24 protein-coding genes are annotated in these 25,196 nt (G+C 69.3%); 17 read left to right on the forward strand and 7 right to left on the reverse strand.

What is annotated here, in order from left to right; genetic code table 11:
- Window positions 1-13: 13 nt before the first annotated feature.
- From M4V62_RS36710 to M4V62_RS36730, 5 genes are all read left to right on the forward strand, one after another.
- Complete coding sequence (locus M4V62_RS36710) at window positions 14-1,429, forward strand: DUF6421 family protein (RefSeq protein WP_249591492.1); 1,416 nt, start codon at window positions 14-16, stop codon at window positions 1,427-1,429.
- Window positions 1,426-2,196, forward strand: coding sequence for an SDR family NAD(P)-dependent oxidoreductase (locus M4V62_RS36715; protein ID WP_249591493.1), 771 nt, complete (start codon window positions 1,426-1,428; stop codon window positions 2,194-2,196). The genes M4V62_RS36710 and M4V62_RS36715 overlap by 4 nt, the downstream gene beginning before the upstream one ends.
- A gap of 29 nt (window positions 2,197-2,225) precedes the next feature.
- Window positions 2,226-3,296, forward strand: coding sequence for a threonine aldolase family protein (locus M4V62_RS36720; protein WP_249591494.1), 1,071 nt, complete (start codon window positions 2,226-2,228; stop codon window positions 3,294-3,296).
- 90 nt (window positions 3,297-3,386) lie between these two features.
- The gene (locus M4V62_RS36725) at window positions 3,387-3,983 is read left to right on the forward strand and encodes a transglutaminase-like domain-containing protein (protein ID WP_249591495.1); all 597 of its coding nucleotides are present in this window, start codon (window positions 3,387-3,389) and stop codon (window positions 3,981-3,983) included.
- A gap of 27 nt (window positions 3,984-4,010) precedes the next feature.
- On the forward strand, window positions 4,011-4,718 hold the full coding sequence (locus M4V62_RS36730) for a B3/B4 domain-containing protein (protein ID WP_249591496.1): 708 nt from the start codon (window positions 4,011-4,013) through the stop codon (window positions 4,716-4,718).
- Between the two features lie 5 nt (window positions 4,719-4,723).
- Here the strand turns inward: M4V62_RS36730 and M4V62_RS36735 are convergent, their stop codons facing one another.
- Complete coding sequence (locus M4V62_RS36735) at window positions 4,724-5,452, reverse strand: lysophospholipid acyltransferase family protein (protein WP_249591497.1); 729 nt, start codon at window positions 5,450-5,452, stop codon at window positions 4,724-4,726.
- A gap of 200 nt (window positions 5,453-5,652) precedes the next feature.
- Here M4V62_RS36735 and M4V62_RS36740 point away from each other — a divergent pair, with 200 nt between their 5' ends.
- The 4 genes from M4V62_RS36740 to M4V62_RS36755 all read left to right on the forward strand — a co-directional run bounded on the left by M4V62_RS36740 (window position 5,653) and on the right by M4V62_RS36755 (window position 8,893).
- Window positions 5,653-6,015: a thioredoxin family protein gene (locus tag M4V62_RS36740; RefSeq protein ID WP_249591498.1), complete on the forward strand. Its 363-nt coding sequence runs from the start codon at window positions 5,653-5,655 to the stop codon at window positions 6,013-6,015.
- 328 nt (window positions 6,016-6,343) lie between these two features.
- Window positions 6,344-6,853, forward strand: a complete 510-nt coding sequence (locus M4V62_RS36745; protein ID WP_249591499.1) for a flavin reductase family protein — start codon at window positions 6,344-6,346, stop codon at window positions 6,851-6,853.
- 230 nt (window positions 6,854-7,083) lie between these two features.
- A complete protein-coding gene (locus M4V62_RS36750; RefSeq protein ID WP_249591500.1) occupies window positions 7,084-7,869 on the forward strand; it encodes an electron transfer flavoprotein subunit beta/FixA family protein in 786 nt (261 codons plus the stop codon).
- A 61-nt stretch (window positions 7,870-7,930) separates the two neighbouring features.
- The gene (locus M4V62_RS36755; RefSeq protein ID WP_249591501.1) at window positions 7,931-8,893 is read left to right on the forward strand and encodes an electron transfer flavoprotein subunit alpha/FixB family protein; all 963 of its coding nucleotides are present in this window, start codon (window positions 7,931-7,933) and stop codon (window positions 8,891-8,893) included.
- A 56-nt stretch (window positions 8,894-8,949) separates the two neighbouring features.
- Here the strand turns inward: M4V62_RS36755 and M4V62_RS36760 are convergent, their stop codons facing one another.
- Window positions 8,950-9,846 carry an endonuclease/exonuclease/phosphatase family protein gene (locus tag M4V62_RS36760; protein WP_249591502.1) on the reverse strand — a complete coding sequence of 299 codons (897 nt, stop codon included), beginning with the start codon at window positions 9,844-9,846 and terminating at the stop codon, window positions 8,950-8,952.
- A 228-nt stretch (window positions 9,847-10,074) separates the two neighbouring features.
- Here M4V62_RS36760 and M4V62_RS36765 point away from each other — a divergent pair, with 228 nt between their 5' ends.
- A complete protein-coding gene (locus tag M4V62_RS36765) occupies window positions 10,075-11,367 on the forward strand; it encodes a DUF6986 family protein (protein WP_249591503.1) in 1,293 nt (430 codons plus the stop codon).
- 75 nt (window positions 11,368-11,442) lie between these two features.
- Window positions 11,443-13,200, forward strand: a complete 1,758-nt coding sequence (locus M4V62_RS36770) for a serine/threonine-protein kinase (protein WP_249591504.1) — start codon at window positions 11,443-11,445, stop codon at window positions 13,198-13,200.
- A gap of 21 nt (window positions 13,201-13,221) precedes the next feature.
- Here the strand turns inward: M4V62_RS36770 and M4V62_RS36775 are convergent, their stop codons facing one another.
- The gene (locus M4V62_RS36775) at window positions 13,222-14,268 is read right to left on the reverse strand and encodes a LacI family DNA-binding transcriptional regulator (protein WP_425575169.1); all 1,047 of its coding nucleotides are present in this window, start codon (window positions 14,266-14,268) and stop codon (window positions 13,222-13,224) included.
- A 176-nt stretch (window positions 14,269-14,444) separates the two neighbouring features.
- On the opposite strand from M4V62_RS36775, the gene M4V62_RS36780 reads away from it, so the two are divergent.
- Complete coding sequence (locus M4V62_RS36780; RefSeq protein WP_249591505.1) at window positions 14,445-15,410, forward strand: ROK family protein; 966 nt, start codon at window positions 14,445-14,447, stop codon at window positions 15,408-15,410.
- A 142-nt stretch (window positions 15,411-15,552) separates the two neighbouring features.
- Here the strand turns inward: M4V62_RS36780 and M4V62_RS36785 are convergent, their stop codons facing one another.
- Window positions 15,553-17,634: an NPCBM/NEW2 domain-containing protein gene (locus M4V62_RS36785; protein ID WP_249591506.1), complete on the reverse strand. Its 2,082-nt coding sequence runs from the start codon at window positions 17,632-17,634 to the stop codon at window positions 15,553-15,555.
- A gap of 267 nt (window positions 17,635-17,901) precedes the next feature.
- On the opposite strand from M4V62_RS36785, the gene M4V62_RS36790 reads away from it, so the two are divergent.
- Genes M4V62_RS36790 through M4V62_RS36800 form a run of 3 tightly spaced genes read left to right on the forward strand, consistent with a single transcriptional unit; the run spans window position 17,902 to window position 21,027 of the window.
- The gene (locus tag M4V62_RS36790) at window positions 17,902-19,170 is read left to right on the forward strand and encodes an ABC transporter substrate-binding protein (RefSeq protein ID WP_249591507.1); all 1,269 of its coding nucleotides are present in this window, start codon (window positions 17,902-17,904) and stop codon (window positions 19,168-19,170) included.
- A gap of 19 nt (window positions 19,171-19,189) precedes the next feature.
- Window positions 19,190-20,104, forward strand: coding sequence for a carbohydrate ABC transporter permease (locus M4V62_RS36795; protein ID WP_249591508.1), 915 nt, complete (start codon window positions 19,190-19,192; stop codon window positions 20,102-20,104).
- Window positions 20,101-21,027 carry a carbohydrate ABC transporter permease gene (locus tag M4V62_RS36800; RefSeq protein WP_249591509.1) on the forward strand — a complete coding sequence of 309 codons (927 nt, stop codon included), beginning with the start codon at window positions 20,101-20,103 and terminating at the stop codon, window positions 21,025-21,027. Before M4V62_RS36795 ends, M4V62_RS36800 begins: the two co-directional genes overlap by 4 nt.
- Before the next feature lie 32 nt (window positions 21,028-21,059).
- Here M4V62_RS36800 and M4V62_RS36805 read toward each other — a convergent pair whose 3' ends face one another.
- Genes M4V62_RS36805 through M4V62_RS36815 form a run of 3 tightly spaced genes read right to left on the reverse strand, consistent with a single transcriptional unit; the run spans window position 21,060 to window position 22,527 of the window.
- Window positions 21,060-21,734 (reverse strand): hypothetical protein, encoded by a 675-nt coding sequence (locus M4V62_RS36805; protein WP_249591510.1) that lies wholly within the window; start codon window positions 21,732-21,734, stop codon window positions 21,060-21,062.
- Window positions 21,731-22,342, reverse strand: coding sequence for an RNA polymerase sigma factor (locus tag M4V62_RS36810; RefSeq protein WP_249591511.1), 612 nt, complete (start codon window positions 22,340-22,342; stop codon window positions 21,731-21,733). Before M4V62_RS36810 ends, M4V62_RS36805 begins: the two co-directional genes overlap by 4 nt.
- Entirely contained in the window at window positions 22,339-22,527 is a 189-nt protein-coding gene (locus M4V62_RS36815; RefSeq protein ID WP_249591512.1) for a hypothetical protein, read from the reverse strand. The genes M4V62_RS36810 and M4V62_RS36815 overlap by 4 nt, the downstream gene beginning before the upstream one ends.
- Window positions 22,528-23,057: 530 nt before the next feature.
- On the opposite strand from M4V62_RS36815, the gene M4V62_RS36820 reads away from it, so the two are divergent.
- Together M4V62_RS36820 and M4V62_RS36825 are read left to right on the forward strand one after the other, a co-directional pair.
- Entirely contained in the window at window positions 23,058-23,348 is a 291-nt protein-coding gene (locus M4V62_RS36820) for a hypothetical protein (RefSeq protein WP_249591513.1), read from the forward strand.
- 106 nt (window positions 23,349-23,454) lie between these two features.
- Complete coding sequence (locus tag M4V62_RS36825) at window positions 23,455-25,191, forward strand: S8 family peptidase (protein ID WP_249591514.1); 1,737 nt, start codon at window positions 23,455-23,457, stop codon at window positions 25,189-25,191.
- Window positions 25,192-25,196: the final 5 nt, after the last annotated feature.

Here is a 25,196-nt window from a genome sequence, read left to right on the forward strand (position 1 = left end):
TGGAGGTTGACAAGTGACGGAAATTCTTGTGCAGAGGGTTACGGAGGGGTCGGTTCCTCCCGTGAGCGGGGGTGCCCCCGTGCAAAGGGTCGTGGAGCACCCGGCTTGGCCGATGCTCAAGGACGCCGTGGAAGAGATCCGCCCGTGGCAGTCCGCGGACGGGTCGATCGACTTCGACGCGGAGGGTGCCCCGGCCAGGTCCGTGGCCGAACTCGCCGTCGACCGCGTGATATCCGCGATCGCCCAGCTCGCCCCGCTCCTGCCGCACGACGCCGCGTACCACCAGGCGCTCGGCGCCGACCTGCGCCGCTGGGCGGACGACGGCTTCCAGGTGCCGGACTTCCTCGACTCGCTGCTCGCCTTCCAGCCCGCGGCACACCGCGAGGACGGCCTCCAGCACCTCGTGGTCTTCCCCATGTACACGCAGAACGGCAACCCGGACCGCAATCTCGAAGCGCTCGTCCTGCGCATGGTCTGGCCGGACTGGCTGGCCGAGCTCGAGCGCACGCGCTACGACAACGCGCTGTTCTGCGGCATCACCTTCGAGGACTTCACCGCCGGGTACGACACGAACTCGGCCGTGCTCTTCCCGGAGACCATCGCCGTGCGCGAGGCCCCCGAGCGCTTCAGCTGGGGCGGCATCTTCTGCGACCGCGAGGCGGCCCGCTTCCGCCGCGTCACCGAGGCCTCCGTCGACATCCTCGGGCTCGAACTGCCCGACGACATCCGCGAGATGATCGGCGACCAGGACCGCTGCCAGCAGGCGTTCGTCCTGTGGGACATGGTCCACGACCGCACCCACAGCCACGGCGACCTGCCCTTCGACCCCTTCATGATCAAGCAGCGCCAGCCGTTCTGGATGTACGGCCTGGAGGAGCTGCGCTGCGACCTCACCGCCTTCAAGGAGGCCGTGAAGCTGGAGGCCGAGGGCGTCCCGCAGGCGCGTGACGTGCAGTACGCGGTCCTCTTCGACCGGATGTTCCGCTTCCCGGTCACCGGTGACCGTGTCAAGAACTACGACGGCCTCGGCGGCCAGCTCCTCTTCGCGTACCTCCACAAGCACGACGTCGTCCGCTGGACCGACAACAAGCTCAAGATCGACTGGGAGCGCGCACCGCAGGTCACCAACCAGCTGTGCTCCGAGATCGAGGAGCTCTACCGCGCGGGCATCGACCGCCCCAAGCTGGTCCACTGGTTCGCCGCGTACGACCTGGTCTCCCAGTACCTCGCCCCGCACCCGGGATCGCGCTGGGCCAAGGGCCCGGACGCCCTCGACACACAGCTTCCGCCCCGGAAACTCGTCGACGAGGTGCTTCCTGACGAGTTTCCGCTCAGCATGTTCTATGAGGCGCTCTCCAAGAAGCTCAAGCACGTGATCGCCTCCACCAAGGGGATCACCGCGGCAGGCGCCGAGCAGGTCGCCGCATGAGCGACCGCACCAAGGAGGCGAGGACGATGTCCGCACTCGATGGAGCCGTGGTCGCGGTCGCGGGGGCAGGCGGTCCGGCAGGCCGTGCCACGCTGCTCAGGCTCGCCGAGGCCGGAGCCACGGTCGTGGCGTCCGACGCCGACGCGGCACGCCTCGCGGAGGCCGTGGACGCCGCACGGTACGCGCACGGCGGGGCCACCGTCATAGGCGACACGGTCGATCTCCTGGACCTGGGCGCGACCCGGGAGTGGGCGACCCGCACGGAGAAGGAGTTCGGGCGGATCGACGGCCTGGTCCACCTCGTCGGCGGCTGGCGCGGCAGCGCCACCTTCGCCGAGACCGACCTCGCCGACTGGGACCTGCTCGAAAAGCTCCTGATCCGCACCGTGCAGCACACCTCGCTCGCCTTCCAGGACGGCCTGCAGCGCAGCGACCGCGGCCGCTATCTCCTGATCAGCGCGGCCGGCGCCTCCAAGCCCACGGCGGGCAACGCGGCGTACTCCGCCTCGAAGGCCGCCGCCGAGGCCTGGACGCTCGCCCTCGGCGACGCCTTCCGCAAGGCGGGGGCCGAGCAGGGCCTGACATCGGCGGCTGCCATCCTGGTGGTCAAGGCGCTGGTGCACGACGCGATGCGCGCGGAGCGGCCCAACGCGAAGTTCGCGGGCTTCACGGACGTCAAGGAGCTGGCCGAGGCCATCGCCGGAGTCTGGGAGCGGCCCGCCGGAGAAGTGAACGGAAACCGCCTGTGGCTGACCGAGAAGCCGTGACCGCTCGCGACACCCGTGACAGAGAAGCCGTGAACCCTCCGAAGACCGACGCACGCCGTCACCACGACCCGGACGTACGGGGGTTCGCCAGCGACAACTACGCGGGCGCCCACCCGGAGGTGCTCGCCGCCATCGCGCTGGCCAACGGCGGTCACCAGATCGCGTACGGCGAGGACGACTACACCGCCAACCTCCAGCAGGTCATCCGCGGTCACTTCGGCCCCACGGCCGAGGCGTTCCCGGTCTTCAACGGCACAGGGGCCAACGTCGTCGCGCTCCAGGCGATTACCGACCGCTGGGGCGCGGTGATCTGCGCCGAGTCCGCGCACATCAACGTGGACGAGGGCGGCGCCCCCGAGCGCATGGGCGGCCTGAAGCTGCTCACGGTGCCCACGCCCGACGGCAAGCTCACGCCCGAGCTGATCGACAAGCAGGCCTTCGGCTGGGACGACGAGCACCGGGCGATGCCGCAGGTCGTGTCGATCGCGCAGAACACCGAACTGGGCACGCTCTACACGCCCGACGAGATCCGCGCCATCTGCGACCACGCCCACGGGCTCGGCATGAAGGTGCACCTGGACGGCTCGCGCATATCGAACGCCGCCGCGTCCCTCGACGTCCCCATGCGGACGTTCACGAACGCGGTCGGCGTGGACATCCTGTCCCTGGGCGGCACGAAGAACGGCGCGCTCTTCGGGGAGGCCGTGGTCGTCCTCAACCAGGACGCCGTCAGCCACATGAAGCATCTGCGCAAGCTGTCCATGCAGCTCGCCTCCAAGATGCGCTTCGTGTCGGTGCAGTTGGAGGCGTTGCTCGCCAAGGACCTCTGGCTGCGCAACGCCCGGCACGCGAACGAGATGGCGCAACGCCTCGCGGAGGGGGTGCGCGCCGTCCACGGCGTGGAGATCCTCTACCCGGTGCAGGCCAACGCGGTCTTCGCGCGGCTGCCGCACGACGTGAGCGAGCGGCTGCAGAAGCAGTACCGCTTCTACTTCTGGGACGAGGCGGCGGGCGACGTCCGCTGGATGTGCGCGTTCGACACGCGCGAGGAGGACGTGGACGGGTTCGTGGCGGCGCTCAAGGAAGAGATGGCGCGCTGATCGGGGCCACCACCCCTCCGTGTGCATAGATATACGACCGACCGCAATTGCATTGACGTGCGGTCGGTCGTATTCCTATGCTCCCGTGCCATGCAGCTGATCCAGGAAAACCCTGACCTGTCGGTGTACTTGGCCGCCGACGATGTGGTCGACCACCGGCATCCACTGGTCCGCGAGGTGGCGGCCGGTCTTGCAAAGTCATCCGTCGATACGTACGCATACGCCCGCGCCGCCTTCGAGTTCGTGCGCGACGCCATCCCGCACTCGCAGGACTCCGGCCGCATGGAGGTCACCTGGCGTGCCTCCGACGTCCTTCGGGAGCACACCGGTATCTGTACCGCCAAGTCCCATGCCCTGGCCGCCCTGCTGCGGGCCGAGGACATCCCGACGGCGTTCTGCTACCAGCGGCTGCGGGACGACAACACCAGTGGTTACTCCCTGCACGGCCTCGTCGCCGTACGCCTCGACGGCGCCTGGCACCGGCAGGACCCGCGCGGGAACATCCCGGCCGGGGTCGACGCGCAGTTCTGTCTCGGCGAGGAACGGCTGGCCTGGCCCGTGGATCCTCAGTCCAATGAAGTGGACTATCCAGTCCTGTATGCTAAACCGAGCCCGGTGGCGCTCCGTGTCCTCAAGGAAGCCCGGGACCGGACGCACCTCTGGCAGATCTACCCCTCAGCACTGTGACGCACGAACTGTGAGGCACGACGGACCATGACCATCGACCTGACCGTCTCCGACGAGGTCCGCGCCCTCGCGCCCGGCTTCACCCACGTCGCCATCGAGGCCTACGGACTCGTCAACCAGCCCAGCACCGACGCGACCTCGGTCCTCCTCGACGAGGCCGCGCGCCGCCTCGCCGAGCGGCTCGACGGCCGCGCCCCGCACGAGGACCCGCACATGGTGGCCTGGCGCGCGGCGTACACCGCGTTCGGCGCGAAGCCGTCCCGTACGCGCAACTCCGCCGAGGCGCTCGCCAAGCGCGCACTCGCCGACGGCGGCCTGCCGCGGATCAACACCCTCGTCGACGTCTACAACGCGATCAGCGTCGCCCACCTGATCCCGGTCGGCGGTGAGGACCTGGACCACATCAAGGGCGGCATGCGCCTGGTGCGGGCCACCGGCACCGAGGACTTCGTCACCATGGCCGCGGGCGAGCAGGCCGTCGAGCACCCGGACGCGGGCGAGGTCGTCTGGTGCGACGACGAGGGCGTCACCTGCCGGCGCTGGAACTGGCGCCAGGGTCCGCGCACCCGCCTCACGGAGGAGTCGGTCAACGCCATCTTCCTGCTGGAGGGGATGGGGCCGGACTCCGGTGTCGAGGCCGCGGGCACCGAACTCGCCGAACTGCTCGAGAAGTTCAGCCCCGGCGCGCAGCTCACCGTCCACGCGCCGGAGCGGGCGTCGAAGCGCCCGGAGTAATCGATTCAGCTCGCCTCGGCGGCCTTCACCTCGGCCGGAGTCGGCGCGGTGCCGCCGAGGTGCGCCGGCATCCACCACGTGTCGTTCGGGCCCTTGGGGCGTACGGGATAGGCGCGCTGCGCCGCTTCGAGGAGCTCCTGACAGCGCTCGCGAAGGCGCCGCGTGATCGCACCCGCGAACTGGTCCGTGGGCGCCTCGACCGGCTCACCGACCCGGATCGTGATCGGGATGTGGCTGCGCTTGAAGTTGCGCGGCTGCCCCTTGGTCCACAGCCGCTGCGTGCCCCACAAGGCCATCGGGATCAGCGGGACGCCCGCCTCCTGCGCCAGGCGCGCGGCGCCCGACTTGAAGGACTTCAGCGTGAACGAGGGCGAGATCGTGGCCTCGGGGAAGACGCCGATGATCTCCCCGGAGCGCAGCGAGTCGAGCGCGTGCTGGTAGGCCGCCTCGCCCTGCTTGCGGTCGACGGGGATGTGCTTCATCCCGCGCATCAGCGGGCCGGAGATCTTGTGCCGGAACACCGACTCCTTGGCCATGAAGCGCACGAGCCGCTTCTGCGGCAGGGCCGCGAGGCCGTCGAAGATGAAGTCCAGATAGCTGATGTGGTTGCTGACGAGTACCGCGCCGCCGGAGCGTGGGATGTTCTCCGACCCTTTGCAGTCGATCTTCAGGTCCCATGCCTTGAACAGCGTTTTCGCGGCACCGATGACCGGAGGGTAGACAAGCTCTGCCATGGGTGGGGAGGGCCCTTCGTTTCTGCCTGGGGAGGGGGTTCCCGGCGGGAAGTTACGCAGCCGTAGGTTTTTCGGCGTTGCGCAGATCGTGCCCCAAGAACGGACGGCTGACCACCCATCGTGCCCGGGGAGCGCGAGATTCTCGTCACGTCGGGAATGTCTGCGGGCGCGCGGACGCTGAAGACGGGGACGGTTGGATCATGACACAGGGGCGGGAGGCTGACGTGCGGATACGCGACGCGGGAGACCGGCTCGACGCGCCGGCACCGGGCGCGTGGGCGGGCCACGAACTGGGGGAGCGCGCCACGCTCGTGCAGTTCTCCAGCGCCTTCTGCCAGCCCTGTCGTGCCACTCGCCGCGTCCTCGCCGAGGTGGCCGGAATGGTTCCCGGCGTCTCCCATGTGGAGATCGACGCCGAGGCCGAGCTCGATCTCGTACGGGAACTGCGCATCCTCAAGACGCCGACGGTGCTGGTGCTCGACGCGGACGGACAGGTCGTGCTGCGCGCGACCGGGCAGCCGCGCAAGGTCGATGTGATCGCCGCCCTCGGCAAGGCCGTGTGAGACCGGGGTGCATGGGGGAGGAGCGCCATGAGGCAGGGAAGGAACGGCGCGGGACAGGGAGGGGGCGGCGTGCCACAGGGGCGGGAGACCGCGATGAGGGCAGGGCGCGGGACCGTGACGACGCAGGTCCAGGGCGCGGCCGGCCGTCTTTCACATCGCGGAACGGACTTGACTGTGCCCGGCATCTATCGCCAGCCTTCTCCCATGCCTCCGGAGCTCCTTCTCTACGAGCGCGTCCACGTGGACCTCGCCCGTCATGCAAGTGCGCGCTGTCCGGGCTGCTGAGCAGCCACGGAATCGCTCGTACCTCCTGCAGAAGGACAATTCCATGACGGCCACGCCCGATCTCCGCACTCCCCAGCTCGCATCCCCCGACCTCCTGCGCTCCGTCTTCCGGCAGCACGCGGCGGGGGTCGCCGTGATCACGGCCCAGGGCCCCTCCGGGCCCGTCGGCTTCACCGCCACCTCGCTCGTCTCGGTCTCCGCCGAGCCCCCGATGCTCTCGTTCGGCATCGGTACGGGGGCCTCCAGCTGGCCCGCGGTCTCGGAGGCCGAACACGTCGGCGTCCACATACTCGGCGAGCACCAGCGCGACCTCGCCACGACCTTCGCGCGCAGCGGCGCCGACCGCTTCGGCGCGGGCACGCGCTGGTACGAGGGGCCTGAGGGAGTGCCCGTGCTGGACGGCACGCTGGCCTGGCTCGCCTGCAGGGTCGCGGCGCGGGTGCCCGCGGGTGACCACCGGATCGTGCTGGCCGAGGCGGTGGTGGGGGACCCCGCGGGCGCGGGCCGACCCCTGCTTTACCACCAGGGGCGCTTCAACGCGCTGCGTGACTGAGAGTTCCCGGACGGCCCCCTTCGCGCCCGATTACAGAGCGTTGGGAAGGTCACAGTTCAAAGCGCTTGCTTAGTGGGAAAGTACTGGGTGTACTGGCGAGTAATATTCTGGTCGGAGCGCGGGCCGCCCCGACCGGGATCCGCCCCTTCAGGCGCCTATGCTGCCTGCAAGAAGGCAGTGGCCAGAGCAAGGCAGCAGCCCAGTAAAGACGATGCAGTAGGAGAGCCGGCGTGAGCTTGAGGATCGTTGTCACCGTGAAGTACGTGCCTGACGCCACCGGCGACCGGCACTTCGCCGATGACCTGACCGTCGACCGGGATGACGTCGATGGCCTGCTGTCGGAGCTGGACGAGTATGCGGTCGAGCAGGCTTTGCAGATCGCGGACGAGGCGGACGACGCGGAGATCACCGTGTTGACGGTGGGTCCGGAGGATGCCAAGGACGCGCTGCGCAAGGCGCTGTCGATGGGTGCGGACAAGGCGATCCACGTGGAGGACGAGGACCTGCACGGCACCGACATCATCGGTACCTCGCTGGTGCTGGCGAAGGCGATCGAGAAGGCCAGCTACGACCTGGTGATCTCCGGGATGGCGTCCACCGACGGCACCGCGGGTGTGGTCCCGGCGCTGCTTGCGGAGCGTCTGGGTGTGCCGCAGGTGACGCTGCTGTCCGAGGTGTCCGTCGAGGGCGGTGTGGTCAAGGGCCGCCGTGACGGGGATGCCGCGTCCGAGCAGCTGGAGGCCTCGCTGCCTGCCGTGGTGTCGGTGACCGACCAGTCGGGTGAGGCGCGTTACCCCTCCTTCAAGGGGATCATGGCCGCCAAGAAGAAGCCGGTGCAGGCGTGGGACCTGTCGGATCTGGACCTGGAGGCGGACGAGGTCGGCCTGGAGGGTGCCTGGACGAAGGTCGATTCCGCCACCGAGCGTCCCGCGCGCACCGCGGGCACGATCGTCAAGGACGAGGGCGAGGGCGGCAAGCAGCTCGCTGAGTTCCTCGCGGGCCAGAAGTTCATCTGAGCTAGGGCCGCCCCCTCATCATCCGCCGCACTTCCTTGTAACCGCAGGAGATTGAAGTCCCATGGCTGAAGTTCTCGTCTATGTCGACCACGTGGACGGTGCCGTCCGCAAGCCCACCCTGGAGCTGTTGACGCTGGCCCGCCGCATCGGTGACCCGGTCGCCGTGGCGCTGGGCAACGGTGCCGCTGACACGGCGGCCGTGCTGGCCGAGCACGGCGCGGTCAAGGTCCTCACCAGTGACGCCGCCGAGTTCGCCGACTACCTGGTGGTACCGAAGGTGGACGCGCTGCAGGCCGCCTACGACGCCGTGTCGCCGGTCGCGGTGCTGGTGCCCTCCTCCGCCGAGGGCAAGGAGATCGCCGCCCGTCTGGCGCTGCGGGTCAAGGGCGGCATCATCACCGACGCCGTCGACCTGGAGGCCGACGGTGAGGCTGTGGTGGCCACGCAGTCCGCGTTCGCCGCCTCCTACTCCACCAAGTCGCGCATCACGACCGGCACCCCGGTCATCACGGTCAAGCCCAACAGTGCCGCCGTGGAGGCCGCTCCGGCCGCGGGCGCCGTGGAGGCGCTTGCGGTGTCGTTCTCGGAGCAGGCCACGGGGACGAAGGTCACCGGGCGTACGCCGCGGGAGTCGACCGGGCGTCCGGAGCTGACCGAGGCCGCGATCGTGGTCTCCGGCGGGCGCGGGGTGAACGGCGCGGACAACTTCCACCTCATCGAGTCGCTGGCCGACTCGCTGGGTGCGGCCGTGGGTGCCTCGCGTGCCGCGGTGGACGCGGGCTGGTACCCGCACTCCAACCAGGTCGGCCAGACCGGCAAGAGTGTCTCGCCGCAGCTGTACATCGCCTCGGGCATCTCGGGTGCGATCCAGCACCGGGCGGGCATGCAGACCTCCAAGACGATCGTGGCGATCAACAAGGACGCCGAGGCCCCGATCTTCGACCTCGTCGACTACGGAGTGGTCGGCGACCTCTTCGACGTCGTCCCGGCCCTGACCGAAGAGGTCAACACCCGCAAGGGCTGAGCTCATCGACCGCACGAGGCCCTCACCCCGCAGCGCGGGGTGAGGGCCTCGCCGCGTCACAGGGTCAGGCTCGCCTGCACCGGCAGATGGTCGCTCGGGTACTGCCCGCCCGCCGAGAACGTGTTGATGGCCGCCGAGTGCGCCCGCACCCCCGGCGTCGCCAGGATCCAGTCGATCCGGTCGCCGTCCGGCACCAGCGGCTTGTAGCCGTGGAAGGTGGCGTACGCCTTGCTGCGCTCGTCCGCCGCGTCCCACGTGTCGACGAGACCGGCGCCCAGCATCGTGTCGTAGACCGGGTTCTTGTGGGCCGCGACGTTGAAGTCACCCGTGACCAGGAGCGGCACGGACGGGTCGAGGGCGGCGATCCGTTCGGAGATCAGACTCGCGGCACGCGCGCGTGCGTACTGACTCGCGTTGTCGAGGTGGGTGTTGAGTACGTACAGCTCGCCGTCCGTGCGCAGGTCGTGGAAGCGGACCCAGGTGACCATGCGGATGGAGCCGCCGCCCCAGGTGTTCGAACCGATCACGTCGGGGGTGTCGGAGAGCCAGTAGTGGTCGTACTCGATCGGCGCGAGTCGGCGGTTGTCGAAGAAGACGGTCATGAACTCGTCGCGGCTGCCGCCCGCCCGGCCGGTGCCGATCCAGTCGTAGTGCGGGCCCAGGTCATCGGCGATGTCCCGCACCTGCTGGTAGAGACCTTCCTGGGTGCCGATGACGTGAGGGCGCGCGCGGCGCAGCAGCTCCCGGGTCACCGGACGCCGGTCGGCCCAGGTGTTGGGCGGCGTGGTGCTCGCGTAGCGCAGGTTGAACGACATGACCTCCAGGCGGCGCCCCGCGCGCTCCACGGCGTGCACGGGTGAGGCGGCGAGCGCGGTGGTGAACAAGGGCACTGCCACCGCGGCGAGCGCGGTCTGCAGGCCGAGGCGGCGCGTAACTCGGGTGTCGTTCGGCACGCGGGCTCCTTCGATGGGTGACGGTCAGGATGAGGTGCGGGCGCACGAGTGCGGAAGCAGGATCTGAGACACGGGTGAACGGACGAGGTCCGGCAGACGAGAGGGTGTTGACCAGCGGGAAGGTCGCCGGATAACTTCGCCATACGGATTGTTGATTCCGTGAAGCGGAAACTTGGCAATCCTGAGTGGTCCTGAGTGTGTGGTCCTGAGCGTGTGGAGGGTGCAGGAATGGGTCAGCAAGAGAAGGTGGCAACGAGTCTCGCGGGCGCGGTCAGCGAGGGCATCAGCGCTTCCCTCGCCCCGGTGGACGCGGAGCTCGAGCGCCGCTATCCCGGAGACCCGGGCACCCGCCAGCCGGTCCACACCGTGTACGTCCCCGGCGAGCTCTTCGGCGCCGACACCATCCGTACGTGGGGCGACCAGGCCCTGAAGGCCCTCGACGAGCACGCCCCGGACGCCGCCACCTTCGCGTCCGTCCTCGGTCTGGCCGACGACCTGGCCGCGCCGGTCTACGACCGCGTACGCGCCAAGCTGGAGCGCGAGCCCATCGAAGACCTGCGCATCGACTTCGAGGACGGCTACAAGGGCGCGGACGAGGACCAGGACGCCGCCCGCGCGGCCCGCCTGGTCGCCGAGGCCTACAAGAACGGCACCGCGGCCCCGTACATGGGCATCCGCATGAAGTGCTTCGAAGAGGGGGTGCGTGACCGCGCCATCCGCACCCTGGACATCTTCCTGTCCGGCCTCATGGAGGCCGGCGGCCTGCCCGACGGCCTCGTCCTGACGCTGCCCAAGGTGACCTACCCCGAGCAGGTCACCGCGATGGTGCGCCTCCTGGAGGAGTTCGAGAAGGCGCGCGGCCTGGAGCCCGGCCGGATCGGCTTCGAGATCCAGATCGAGACGAGCCAGTCCATCCTCGCCACCGACGGCACCGCCACCGTGGCCCGCATGATCGGCGCCGCCGAGGGCCGCGCCACCGGCCTGCACTACGGCACCTTCGACTACAGCGCCTGCCTCGGTGTCAGCGCCGCCTACCAGACCAGCGACCACCCGGCCGCCGACCACGCCAAGGCGATCATGCAGGTCGCGGCGGCGGGCACCGGCGTACGCGTCTCGGACGGCTCCACCAACGTCCTGCCCGTCGGCACCACCGAGAAGGTCCACGACGCCTGGCGGCTGCACTACGGCCTCACGCGCCGCGCCCTGGCCCGCGCCTACTACCAGGGCTGGGACATGCACCCCGGCCACATCCCCACGCGCTACGCCGCCGTGTTCGCCTTCTACCGCGAGGGCTTCGAGCAGGCCGCCGCGCGCCTGTCCGCCTACGCCGCCCACCGCGAGGGCGGCGACGTGGCGGACGAGCCGGCCTCGGCCAAGGCGCTCGCGGGCTACCTCCTGCGCGGCCTGGACTGCGGCGCCCTGGACGTCGGCGAGGTCACCCGCCTGACCGGCCTGACGCTTGCCCGCCTGCAGAGCTTCTCGGGCCCGCGCCGCGGGGACCTCACCCCCCACGGCAAGTAACTCCCGGCACGCGCTGTCACCCCTGCCCCGTAGTCTGTGAGCCACGAAAAGTGGTGTCACAGGAACGGGGCAGCGGTGACTTCGGGGGATCAGGAACAGACGGGCGGTGTCGGACGGCTCCTTGCCGGGCGCTATCGCGTGACGGCTCAGCTGGGGCGCGGCGGGATGGGCGTCGTCTGGCGCGCCGTGGACGAGGTGCTCGGCCGTGAGGTCGCTGTCAAGGAACTGCGCACGTACACGGACGCGGCCGGGCCCGAACTGGCCGACCTGCGCGTGCGGATGCAGCGCGAGGCCCGCGCGGCAGCCCGCGTCCGCCACCCCGGGGTCGTCGCCGTGCACGACGTGGCGGAGGTCGACGGGCGGCCCCTGATCGTCATGGAACTGGTCGAAGGGCCTTCCCTGGACGACGTGCTGCGCGAGCGCGGCACCCTCGATCCCCGCGAGGCTGCGGCCATCGGCGCCAAGGTCATGGAGGCGCTCGCCGCCGCCCACCGCGCCGGAGTCCTGCACCGTGACGTGAAGCCCGGCAACATCCTCCTGGAGACCGGCGGCCGCGTCGTCCTGACCGACTTCGGCATCGCCACGATGGACGACCCGGGCGACGGCTCCGCCACCCACCTCACCCGCAGCGGCGAACTGGTCGGCTCCCTGGACTACTTGGCGCCCGAGCGCGCCCAGGGCCAGGACCCAGGACCCGCCTCCGACGTATGGGCCCTGGGCGCCACGCTGTACGCGGCGGTCGAGGGCGCGTCCCCGTTCCGCCGTACGTCGACGTGGTCCACGCTCACCGCGATCGTCACCGACCCGCTGCCCGAGCCGCAGCGGGCGGGCCCCCTGATCCCCGTGCTTCAACAGCTGATGCACAAGGACCCGCAGGCACGGCCGGACGCACAGCAGGCGGCGCTGATCCTCGCCGACGCGGCCGACGGCGCGGTGACCGCCGCACTGCGCGAGCCCGAGCCGCGGCCGAGGGAGACCACGGAGCGGAGCATCCCGAGCGGGCCACCCCCGGGCTTCGGCCCACCGCTCGCCGCGTCGGCCCCGCCGGTGCACCACTTCGGACCGCCGGTGCACCCCTCCGGACCGGCAGCGCACCCCTCCGGACCGCCCTTGCCTCCCTCCGGCCAGGCGGCCACACCGCCCCCCGAGCGACGACCGCGCCGCGGCCGTGCGCTGCTCGCCGCGGTGGCCGTCGCCGCCGTCCTGGCGGCGACCGGCGTCACCGTGGCCCTCCTGAACAACGGAGGCGACAGCGGCAGCAAGGCCCAGCGACCGGCCTCCTCCGGGGACCGGGACGCGGCCGAGCCGGAAGCCGACACCAGCAGGGGCGCGCTGGACGGCACGGACGGCCCCAAGCCCTCGAAGCAGGGCGACGAGAAGACCAGGAAGCCGGACGCGAAGCCCTCTTCCGGCAAGGACGACCCCAAGGCCACGAAGAGACCGACGACCCGCCCCGAGGCCTCCTCCGAGCCGACCGAGGACGGCGGCACGACAGGCGGCGGCTCCGGCGGCTCCGGCGGCACATCGGGCGGCGGCGACCCCGCCCCCGAAGCCGCCTGCCACGCCGCGGGCGGCGGAAAGTACGACTGCTCGGTCTGGCGCAGCGCCACCTCGTACACCGCGTCGGGCGCCGAGGCGGGCGTACTGAACGCGGGCACGAACTACTTCTACTGTCAGCAGAACCTGGGCCGCCGCGAGACGCACGGCGAGTGGACGAACGTCTGGTGGGCCAGGACGGACGACGACAGCGGCAACAGGGACGTCTTCATCAGCGACGTCTACATCAAGGGCGGCGACAACGACAAGCCGCTGCCCGGCCTCCCGGTCTGCTGAGGGCCCCCGCGCCGCCAACTGTCAGCCCGCGGGCGGTAGTTCGCCCGACCCGCGCTGGATCAGACGCGTCGGGAGTTCGATGCGCTCCGGGGCGTCGGACGCGCCGTCGAGCTGACGGAACAGGCGCTCGGCGGCGGTCCTGCCCAACTGCGCGGCATCCTGGGCGACGACGGTCACGCCCGGCTGCAGCAGGTCCGCGAGCTCGATGTCGTCGAAGCCGACGAGGGCCACGGGGCGGGAGAGCCCGGCGAGGACGCGGACGACCGTCACCGTCACACGGTTGTTGCCCGCGAAGATCGCCGTGACGGGTTCGGAGCCGCCCAGCATCGTCCTGGTGGCCTGCTCGACGCGGTCAGGGGCCGTGGGACCGAGCGACATCCACTCCTCCTGGACGGGGATGCCCGCGTCCTCCATGGCCGCGCGGTAGCCCCGCAGGCGCTCTATGGCGGTGTGGATGCGCGGCTGGTCACCGATGAAGCCGATACGGCGGTGGCCATGGGCGATGAGATGGGCGACGCCGTCGCGCGCGCCGCCGAAGCTGTCCGAGAGCACGACATCGGCGTCGATCTTCCCGGCGGGACGGTCGACGAAGACGGTGGCGACACCGGCGGCGATCTCCGGCTCCAGATAGCGGTGGTCGTCACCGGCCGGGATGACGACCAGGCCGTCGACCCGGCGCGCGCACAGGGCGAGCACCAACTCCTGCTCGCGGTCCGGGTCTTCGGCGCTCGAACCGTTGATCAGGAGCGCGCCGTGGGCGCGGGCCACCTCCTCGACGGCACGGCTGAGCGGGCCGTAGAACGGGTCGGCGAGGTCTTCGAGGACCAGGCCGATGCTGGCCGTGCGGCCCTTGCGCAGCACCCGCGCGCTGTCGTTGCGGCGAAAGCCCAGGGCGTCGATGGCCTCCTGGACGCGGCGTTCGGTGTCCGGGGTGACGCCCGGCTCGCCGTTCACGACGCGGGAGACCGTCTTGAGGCCGACTCCGGCGCGGGCGGCGACGTCCTTCATGGTCGGACGGTTGCCGTAGCGGGGTTCGGGTCGCTCGGGTCGGCTGGCGGTCTCGGCCACGGTGCGCTGTCCTGTCGTCGACGAAGGTGAGCTGAAAGTGGTGCGTAAGTGATGTGGCGTCGAGCATAGAACCTGGACAACGTTGTCAGATGCGAGAGAGACTGTCCATCACATTCTCCGGCCTGCACTTTCACCAGGAGAGCGGCCTGCCCTTTCCACCAGGAGATCTGACACTGATGCACACGGACCTCGTCGCCGCACTCGACATCGGCGGCACCAAGATCGCCGGCGCCCTGGTGGACGGCCGCGGCCGGATCCTGCTGCGCGCCCAGCGGCCCACGCCCGCGCGCGAGGACGGCGACACCGTGATGCGGGCAGTGGAGGAGGTCCTCGGCGAGCTCACGCGCTCCCCGCTGTGGGGCGGAGCCCGCGCGGTCGGCATCGGCAGCGCGGGCCCCGTGGACGCGTCGGCGGGCACGGTCAGTCCCGTGAACGTCCCCGGGTGGCGCGGCTACCCGCTGGTCGAGCGGGTGCGCGCGGCCACCGGCGGCCTCCCGGTCGAGCTGGTCGGAGACGGCGTCGCGATGACGGCGGCCGAGCACTGGCAGGGCGCGGCCCGGGGCCACGACAACGCGCTGTGCATGGTGGTGTCCACGGGAGTCGGGGGCGGACTGATCCTCGGCGGCAAGCTGCACCCCGGCCCCACGGGGAACGCGGGTCACATCGGGCACATCAGCGTCGATCTGGACGGTGACCCTTGCCCGTGCGGCGCGCGTGGATGCGTGGAGCGCATAGCGAGTGGGCCCAACATCGCGCGGCGCGCGATCGAGGGCGGATGGCGTCCGGGGGCCGACGGCGACATGTCCGCCGCCGCGGTGGCCGTCGCGGCGCGGGCCGGTGACCCGGTCGCCGTCGCCTCCTTCGAGCGGGCGGCAAAGGCGCTCGCCGCGGGGATCGCCGCCACGGCCACGCTCGTAGAGATCGACATCGCCGTGATCGGGGGCGGGGTGGCGAAGGCGGGGAGCGTGCTCTTCGACCCGTTGCGCCGGTCGCTGCGGGACTACGCCACGCTCTCGTTCGTACGTCATCTGACCGTGGGACCGGCCTTGATGGGGACGGACGCGGGGCTGGTGGGAGCCGCGGCGGCCGCGCTCAGCCAGGAGGCCGGTGCGGTGGACCTGCGCCCCGCTGTGGGGAGCTGACCGGCTCCGGGCCCGCCCCCATGGGGCCCGGAGGAGACGGGTCGAGTGCGGGCCGGGTCGAAGTTGATCGGCCCGGCCCGCACTTGTCGCTCTACGTGGCTCAGCAGTTCAGCGGTTCAGGAGCGGGAGCAGCAGCAGGAGCTCAGCAACTGAGCACCGGCTCCGCCCAGTCCGCGTGGTCGGAGTCCCTGCCGTCCGCACCGTCCGTGACGACGAGGCGTACGACCTGGGCGCCGGTCACGTCGGCCGAAAGGCCCTTCGCGGCATCGGCGTTGGTGAGGACGCCGGTCGAAGCCGCCTTCTTGCCGTCGGCCCAGATCTCGAAGGTGACCGTGCCCTTCGGATCCTTCTCGTCGTCGACGCCCACCTGCGCGGTGACCTTCTCGCAGGACCCGCCGGTGTAGTACTCGACGGCGCTGTCGGCGTGCACCCCGAGACCCTTGGCGTAGACGACCCCGCCGATGGTGAGCGGGTTGCCGTCGCCCGCCTGGCTCTCGCCATTGCTGGTGTTCTTCTCGACGGGCCCCCAGCCGTTGACCGTCGACATCCACGGCAGGTCACTGACCGCCGATTCGCCCGCGGGTGGCGCCACGACGACGTGGGCGGTGAGCGGCAGCACGCTCTCGGCGCGCGTGCCGGCGGGGGAGCGGTAGACGGTCTTGAGCGTCAGGTCGTACGCCCCGGGGGCCGCGCCCTGCGGTGCGGTCACCGACCAGGACGTACTCAGCGACTTGCCCGTACCCAGGGCGCTCGCGGTCGAGGGCGAGGTCGCCTTGATCCGCCAGCCGGAGGGTCCGGCGAAGGTGGCGGACACCTTCTGTGCGGGGGTGCGGCCGAGGTTGGTGACCTTCGACGTCAGCTTCTGCGGCTTGCCCGCCTCCACCAACGGGGCGCCGTCCAGGCCGAGTTCGACCGCGGGCGGATTCTTGGCCCACTTGCCGTCCGCCGCGACGCGCAGCAGTACGGTGCCGTGCGCGGGGACGGTCGCCGAGATCTTGCCCGCCGTGTTGTAGCTCTTGTGCTGCCACAGGTCGCGCAGGGTGTACCCGTCCGCGTCCGGGAGGCCGACGGCCTTCGCCGACGTGGCGATCGACTGGGCGGTGCCCGTCTCGTTGAAGAGCGCGACCGTCCGGCTGCCGTCCTTCATCTCCTTGGCGACGACCCAGCGGCCGCCCTCCGACGAGAGCACCTCGCCCTGTCTGCCCAGTGGGTCCTGGTCGACGGCGATGACTTCCTTGTTGCCGATGATCTCGAAGGTCTCGGGTGTGGCCTTGCGCAGGTCGGAGCCGATGAGCAGGGGAGAAGCCATGATCGACCACATCGAGAAGTGCGTGCGGTACTCGGTGTCCGTCATGCCGCCGTTGCCGACCTCGAGCATGTCCGGGTCGTTCCAGTGACCCGGGCCCGCGTGCTGGGCGAGCGGCAGGTTCTGCTTCATGATCGACAGCATCGAGGACCAGTTGTCGCTGATGTCGCCGGTGGTGCGCCACAGGTGCCCTACGTCGGCGGCCCACTCCCAGGGCTTGTTCTCGCCCCACTCGCAGATGCTGTAGACGATGGGGCGGCCGGTGGCCTTCAGCGCGTCGCGCATGGTGTTGTACCGCTTCTTGGCGTCGACACCTTGGTTGTTGCAGTTGTCGTACTTGAGGTAGTCGACGCCCCAGTCGGCGAACTGCTGGGCGTCGCTGACCTCATGGCCGAGTGCTCCGGGGAAGCCGATGTCGCTGCAGGTCTTGGTGCCGGCGCTGGTGTAGATGCCGAGCTTGAGCCCCTTGGCGTGGACGTAGTCGGCAACTCCCTTGATTCCATTGGGGAATCGCTTGGGGTCGGGCACCAGTTCGCCGTTCGCGTCCCGCTCGGGCAGCGCCCAGCAGTCGTCGAGATTGACGTACTGATAGCCGGCCTCCTTGAGGCCCTTCTCGACGAAGATGTCCGCGATTCCCTTGACCATCGCCTCGTCGAACTCGGCCCTGCAATGGGTGGAGTTCCAGTTGTTGAAGCCCATGGGCGGGGTGAGGGCGAGATCGTCGGGGAGCTTCGCCCCGGAGGTGGCGGGCCTCTCGGCCGTGCTCCGGCTGCCCGTGTCACGCGCGCCGCTGGTGTCATTCGCGCTGCCCGTGTCGCGCGCCGCCGCCGGTGCCGCGAGCCCTGCGGCACACAGCAGCGCGGCGGCCAGTGACCCGACGACTCTTCGACGCGCTGTGCGGGGTGAGATGTGACGCATCGTTACATTCCTCCGTACTCGCAGAAGTTGGGGGACTGCATGTACGTGTCAGAGGTGCGCGCTTACGGTAGGCCGTGTTGGACTCTGTTGGAAGAGGAGCCGTAACGGTTCGAGCACCCGGACGCCGAAACCCTTGACTGCGGTGGCGCTTGGGAGTGGGATCCAACCCTTGCGTTCGGTTGTGTTCGTTTGCACCCCTTGGAGGGGGACATGGCACAGTCATCGTTCATGGGTCCTGCCACGCCTCGAAGCATGTCAGGACATCGGATGTCACGGCGGAATGTCCTGCGCGGTGCGGCCGTCGGCGCCGGAGCGGTCACCCTTCCGGCCCTGCTCACGGCCTGTGGCGATGGCCCGGGCGGCAACAAGAACGAAGTCACGATGGGCTCCAATTCATCGGACGCCGTTCCCAAGAAGGCGTTCGCCGCCGCCTTCGACGCCTATGAGAAGAAGTCCGGGAAGACCGTCAAGGTCAACACGACAGAGCACAACGAGTTCCAGCAGAACATCACGCGCTATCTGCAGGGCACGCCCGACGACGTCTTCATGTGGTTCGCGGGCTATCGCATGCAGTACTTCGCGGAGAAGGGCCTGCTGATCGACATCAGCGACGTATGGAAGGGCTTCAAGGGCTTCTCCGACGCGTTGCGTGAGCAGTCCACACACGAAGGCAAGCAGTACTTCGTGCCGTATTACTACTACCCATGGGCCGTCTTCCACCGCAAGAGCCTCTTTGAGAAACAGGGCTACGAACAGGCCAAGACCTGGGACCAGTTCATCGCGCTCGCCAAGAAGATGAGCAAGGACGGCATACCGGTCGCCTTCTGCGACAAGGACGGCTGGCCCGCCATGGGCACCTTCGACTACATCAACATGCGCTTGAACGGATACGAGTTCCACAAGAGCCTGATGGCCGGCGAGGAAGCCTGGACCGACACGAAGGTCAAGAAGGTCTTCGACCTGTGGCGCGAACTCATGCCGTACTACCAGAAGGGCGCGCTCGGCCGCACCTGGGAAGAGGCGGGCCAGGGACTGCAGCAGCGCAAGACGGCCATGGCCGTCTTCGGCATGCCGCACCCCGGCCAGCAGTTCCCGGCGAACGAACGCGACGACATCGACTTCTTCGCCTTCCCCGAGATCGATCCGGCGCACGGGCAGGACGCCGTGGAAGCGCCGATCGACGGATTCCTGGTGGCGAAGAAATCGAAGAACGTCGACGGCGCCAAGGAACTCCTGAAGTGGCTCGGGACACCGAGGGCCGAGGACATCTATCTCGCGGGCGACCCCAACAACGTCGCGGTCAATGAGGGCGCCGACACCAGCAAGTACAGCCCACTGCAGAAGAAATCGGCCGAACTCGTCGCCGGGGCCGAACAGATCTCGCAGTTCCTCGACCGGGACACCCGGCCCGACTTCGCGCAGACCGTCATGATCAAGGCGCTGCAGGACTTCATCGACAATCCCAAGGACGTCGACGGCCTGGTCAACAGCATCGAGCGCCAGAAGAAGGACATCTTCTCGTCGGACGTCAGCTGAGTAGCGAGGGATCGCGCCCGTGCCGCAGAAAACCGCGCGGCGCGCCGGACGGCGAGGACCACGGCGCTTCTCGCGCCGTGACATCGCCGTGCTCGGCGTGCTACTGGGAATTCCCGTCCTCCTTGACATCTTCATCATATGGGGCCCGACCCTGGCCTCCGTCGGCCTGTCCTTCACGTCGTGGGACGGCATAGGCGACATCCAGTGGGTGGGCGGAAAGAACTACGAGAACCTGGTCGACAACTACCCGGCGTTCTGGCCCGCCGTCCGCCACAACCTGCTGTGGATCGCCTTCCTCGGCCTGGTGGCAACGCCGTTCGGCCTGCTCCTCGCGGTGGTCATCGACCGCGGAGTCCGCTTCAGCCGTTTCTACCAGTCCGTGCTCTACATGCCGGTGGTGCTCTCGCTCGCCGTGGTCGGCTTCATGGCCCAGCTGATCCTCGGCACCGACCAGGGCGTGATCAACACCATCCTCAACAACCAGAACGACCCGATCGACTGGCTCGGGAACTCCGACATCAACATCTGGATGATGATGCTGGCGGCGAGCTGGCGGCACACGGGCTACGTCATGATCCTTTACCTGGCCGGCCTTAAATCCGTAGACCCGGCCCTGAAAGAAGCAGCACAGATAGACGGCGCGAACGCCCGCCAGACGTTCTTCCGCGTCGTCTTCCCGACACTCCGCCCCGTGAATGTGATCGTCGGCGTCATCACGGTCATCGAGGCCCTGCGTGCCTTCGACATCGTCTACGCGGTCAACAAGGGCCGCAACGGCCTTGAACTGCTCTCCGTACTCATCACCGACAACATCATCGGCGAGGCGAGCCGCATCGGATTCGGCTCGGCCATCGCGGTCGTACTCCTGACCGTCTCGCTCGGATTCATCGTGACGTTCCTGGTCCAAGAGCTGCGAGGTGCGCGCGACCGATGACCGCCGACATCCACACCACGCCGCGCTCCACCGCATCCGCGCCGCTCACAAAGAAGCAGAGCGGCCGAGGCCGCCGCCCCGGCCGTTTCGGGATCCACATCTTCCTGATGGCGGTGACCCTGGGCTTCCTTGCGCCACTGCTCCTGGCGGTCTATGCCTCCTTGCGCCCGTACGAGGAAACGGCGAAGCACGGCTATTTCTCGTTCCCGAAGAGCCTGTCGTTCGACTACTACCGCCAGGCCTACAGCGATTCCGGCATGGGCAAGTACTTCACCAACACCTTGCTCATCGCGGTCCCGGCGGTCCTCGTCACGCTCTTCCTCGCGTCGTTCGTGGCATTCGCCGTCTCCCGCCTGCGCATCCGCGGGGGAATGATCCTGCTGATGTTCTTCACGGCGGGAAACCTGCTGCCGCCACAGGTGCTCGTAACCCCCCTCTACGTCCTCTTCCTGAAAATCCCCCTTCCCTGGTGGATGTCCGACTCCCTCACCCTGTACGACTCGTACTGGGCGATCATCATCGTCAACATCGGCTTCCAGGTGGGCTTCTGCGTCTTCGTGCTCTCCAATTTCATGCGGACGCTGCCGCAGGAAATCCTGGAGGCGGCGATCGTGGACGGCGCGGGGGTATGGACCCAGTTCTGGCGCATCACACTGCCGTTGTGCCGCCCCGCGCTGGCAGCGCTCGGCACACTGGAATTCACCTGGATCTACAACGACTTCCTCTGGGCCCTGATCTTCATCTCGAACCCCGACAAACTCCCGATCACGTCATCCCTGAACAACCTGCGGGGCCAGTTCTTCACGGACTACAACCTCCTGGCGGCAGGCTCGGTCCTGGTGGCCCTGCCCACGGTCCTGGTCTTCCTGTTGCTGCAGCGGCACTTCATCGCGGGGTTGACGTTGGGGTCGAGCAAGGGGTGAGCACCCGTGCCGCTCTGCCAGGGCAGAGCCGGTTACAGGGTGGTGAGGTGGCGTAGTTCCTGGACCAGTGGGGGCTGGGGGAGGGGGACGTTGCCGAGGTCGGGGTGGTTGCTTTGGGTGATGTGGTTGCGGAGTTGATCGATGAGGGGCGGGTTGAGGAGGGGGGCGGTCGCACGGTCTCCGCAGAGATAGGTGGGTTCGAAGTGGTGGCGGATGAGTTGGCGCCCCCAGTGGTCGGCATCGTGGTACTCGCCGGTCTGCGCGTGCTCAAGGAAGAGGCAGTACTCGGCGATGGGGTGGCCGGCGCCGGCGGCGAAGCGCCACCAGAAGCGGGCGCCTTCGGTGTCGTCGGCCAGGTGGAGCAGGCAGGCGAAGACCAGGGCGCCGGTTTTGTCGGCGTACTGGGCAGTGATGAAGTCGCTCACGTGCCGGTCCACGTCGGGGCCGAAGAGAATGAGCAGGCTGACCGCGTTCAGGTCCCACCAGGCATTGTCGGCGTCGGGGGCACGGTCGGCACCGGGCTCCGTCCATACAGGCGTCCATGCGGGCACGGAAGGGGCGGTGGCGCTGCGCTGGCGGGTCGCTTGGCGCTGGCGTAGCCGGGTTTCGGCGGCGGCGATGTCGTAGTTGTCGTAGCGGTCGTGGGTGCGGGCCTTGCCCAGAAGGTCGTCGATGGTGCGGCGGTGGTCGGGCTGTGTGGTGCTCATGGGGTGCTCTTCCCGTGGCTGATGGCCGGGCGGTGGAGATTCAACAGTTGAGCGAGGCGGCGGCGCCCCTGGCTGAGCTGGGAGCGGACGGTGGCCCCGTCGTTGCCCATCAGTGCGGCGGCTCCTGCGGAGGTGTAGCCCATGCCGTAGTAGAGGAGAATCGCGTCCCGTTGACGCTCGCTGAGACGGGCCACGGCACCGTACAGCGCGATCGTGTCGGTCAGAGCATCAAAGGGGTCCTCGGCGCTGCCGATGTTCAGGGCGGCTTCGAAGGCGGCGGTGTCCATCGGTTCGGGTCGGCGTCGGCGCTTGCGTCGCATGTCGATGATGCGGCGCTTCAGGATTGTCCAGGCGTAGCCCTTGAGGTTCTCCATCTCCAGCATGTGCAGCCAGCGGTCCATGACCTGGTCGAAGGTCAGGTCGACAGCTTCTTCGGCGTCGGCGTCGGAGCTGAGCTGGAGGTACGCATAGCGCATGTAGTCCTGGCGGTGCTGCTGGTGAAAGGCCCAGTAGGCCATCTGTGCGGCGGGGTCCCACTGGTCGATGGGGACCGCGCGCGGCACGCCGACTGCTCCGCCGGTCTCATCGGGCCCACTGTCGGTGTTCATGGCGTGTCCTGCGGTATGTCGCTGGAGCGCACCGGTGGGCTGTTGCGGGTGGAACTGGTCAAGTTGGTGATGCCGACGCGGACGCCGGCGGTCAGGATCCGGCGGCTGCCTCGGATGACATCCGGGCCGAACACCCTTATGACGAGCGCGATCTGTACGAGCCACGCTGCAGCACTCTGCTGCACGGGGTCCTCCCCTGTACCTGTTGCAGTTGGGTGTCGCGATTCCCCGCTCGCAGCACCGAAGACACCATGCGCGCCTCTATCTGTATGGCGGCGTAGCGGCCCCGAACGTGCAGACGAAATGCAGAGAATATTACGTTCAGTAAAGGCCAAGTCACGTCACGTTCGATCGAGTTGCGACATCCAGGCTGTACTTCGCGGTCTCCGTGCCGCTCGTCTTCACGTATTCACGTACGCGACGGTGTCGGAGGGGGAGAGGGTGCGGAGCTGGGAGCTACTGCTCGACGTCGCGGTAGCTGGCACGGCCAGGAGGGCCGGACCTGACAGATGAATGAAGGAAATGCCCTCGCGCCGCACATGCTCAAATCAGCCGACCGGAGGGCGCGTTCGCACGCCACACCGGTGTGCTCCGTGCACCGTGACGCCGCGGCATACGGTCCGGTGACGGCTCCTCATTAGGGTCGGCCGGGCCCGGTGACCGCGAGCGACCCGCTCGGACGCGGCTCCGGAAGTGTCTGGGGGAGGGCAGACCTGTGGCCGATGCCGATGCCGGTGCCGAAGCCGAAGTCATCGTCCAACTCCGTGCGTTGGCGCGTCCCGCGAAGGCCGGGACTGCGGACGTCCTTGACGTCCGGCGCCTGCTGGAGCGGCGCTTCGGCGTCACGGCGGAGCCGTTGCACCCCGGTGTCGGCGACCCCGCCCTCATCGGATGGCAACGGGTCGCCGTCCCCGCCGGCGTGGATGCCGAGGCCGTCGCCACGGCTCTGCGCGACCACCCGGCAGTCGAGGCCGCCTATGTGAAACCACCGGCGGACCTTCCGTAACGTGGTGAAGGAGTCAGCTGTGCCACAGCGATCAGGTGCGGGGAACAGCCGGGGGGACAACCGCCCGGCTCCAGGATTCGAACCACCCTTCGGACGCCCTGAGTTGGTGTGCGTCACGCGCGCCGACGCCGGGGTACGCATCACCCCGACCGGCGCGACCGCCGCGTCGGACATCTCCGTCAGCGCTCTCGACGCCGTGGCGGCCCAGGAGGACGTCACCATCAGGCCGCTCTTCGGCGCCGACCAGGAGAGGCTGCGGGCCCAGGCGGAGACGGCCGCGGTGGGCGCCGGAGCCGACGACGCCACGATGGAGATCCTCGACAGGATGGCGCTCTTCTTCCACGTCGACGCGCCGGCCGACCAGTTGGACGAGCTGGCCGAGCGGCTCCGCGCGTCGGACGCCGTGGAGGGCGCCTACGTCAAGCCCGCTGCCGCCCTCGCCGTCCCCGAGGTCGTACCGAAGAAGAAGGAGAGCAAGGAGAGCGAGGAGAGCAAGGAGAGCGAGGAGGCCGAGCTCTCACCGCTCAACCTCATGCAGCCCTCGGGCGCCGACGCGCCGCCCGTGACCCCGGACTTCACCGTCCGACAGGGCTATCTCGACGCGGCTCCGGGTGGCGTCGACGCCCGCTACGCGTGGACACAGCCGGGCGGGCGCGGTGCCGGCGTGCGGGTGATCGACTGCGAGTGGGGCTGGCGCTTCACGCATGAGGACCTGCGGCTGAACCAGGGCGGCATCGTCTCCGGCACCGGGAGCACGGACACCAACCACGGCACCGCCGTGCTCGGCGAAATCGGCGGCGACGTCAACGCGTTCGGGATCACCGGGATCGCGCCGGACGCGGTCACCAGTGCCTCCGCCTTCTCGATCCCCACGGCCACGGCGATCCGGAACGCCGCCGACCGTCTGGGCCCCGGCGACATCATCCTGCTGGAGATCCACCGCGCGGGGCCGCACGCGACCGGCGTAGGTCAGGTGGGGTACATCGCCGTCGAGTGGTGGCCGGACGACTATCTGGCCATCCGCTACGCCGTCAACAAGGGCATCACCGTCGTCGAGGCCGCGGGCAACGGCGCGGAGGACCTGGACCACGCCGACTACGACACCCCGAGGGCGGGCTTCCCCTCCTGGTGGCGCAACCCCTTCCGGCGCACCGCGCTGGACGCCGGCGCCGTGATCGTCGGTGCCGGGGCGCCGCCGCCCGGCACCCACGGCCGCCAGCACGGCCCTGACCGGTCCCGCCTCGACTTCTCCAACTACGGCGCCTGCGTGGACGCGCAGGGCTGGGGACGCGAGGTGACCACCACCGGATACGGCGACCTCCAGGCGGGCACCAATCCGGACTTCTGGTACACGGACCAGTTCAGCGGCACGTCCAGCGCCTCGCCGATCGTCGTGGGTGCGCTGGCGAGCACTCAGGGCGTCCTGCGCGCCGGCGGCCGCATCCCGCTGTCACCCTCGCGGGCCCGGCAGCTGCTGCGCGCCACCGGCTCACCGCAGCAGGACGCGCCCGGCCGCCCGGCGACCCAGCGCATCGGCAGGCGGCCCGACCTGCGGCAGCTCATCCCGGCGGCCCTCCAGACGAACAGCTGGGTCGGCGTCCAGTTCCGCGGCACCCTCGCGGGGAACCGCACCGGCCGCTGGTTCACCTTCAACTGGCCCGCCCACTGGCACGTGGTGTGGACGGTCGTCCCGACCAGTCCGCGCACGGGCGCCCCGCAGATCGGCTGGAAGGTCCGGGTCGAGCGGGCCAACGACACGTACGCGACGTACTGGATCGACGTGACGAACCTCGTGGCCGACTCGGTCGACTTCGAGGCCCGGTTCGCGGTTCTCGGATGGTGAGAGGA

This window comes from Streptomyces durmitorensis, from assembly GCF_023498005.1.
GTDB lineage: Bacteria > Actinomycetota > Actinomycetes > Streptomycetales > Streptomycetaceae > Streptomyces > Streptomyces durmitorensis.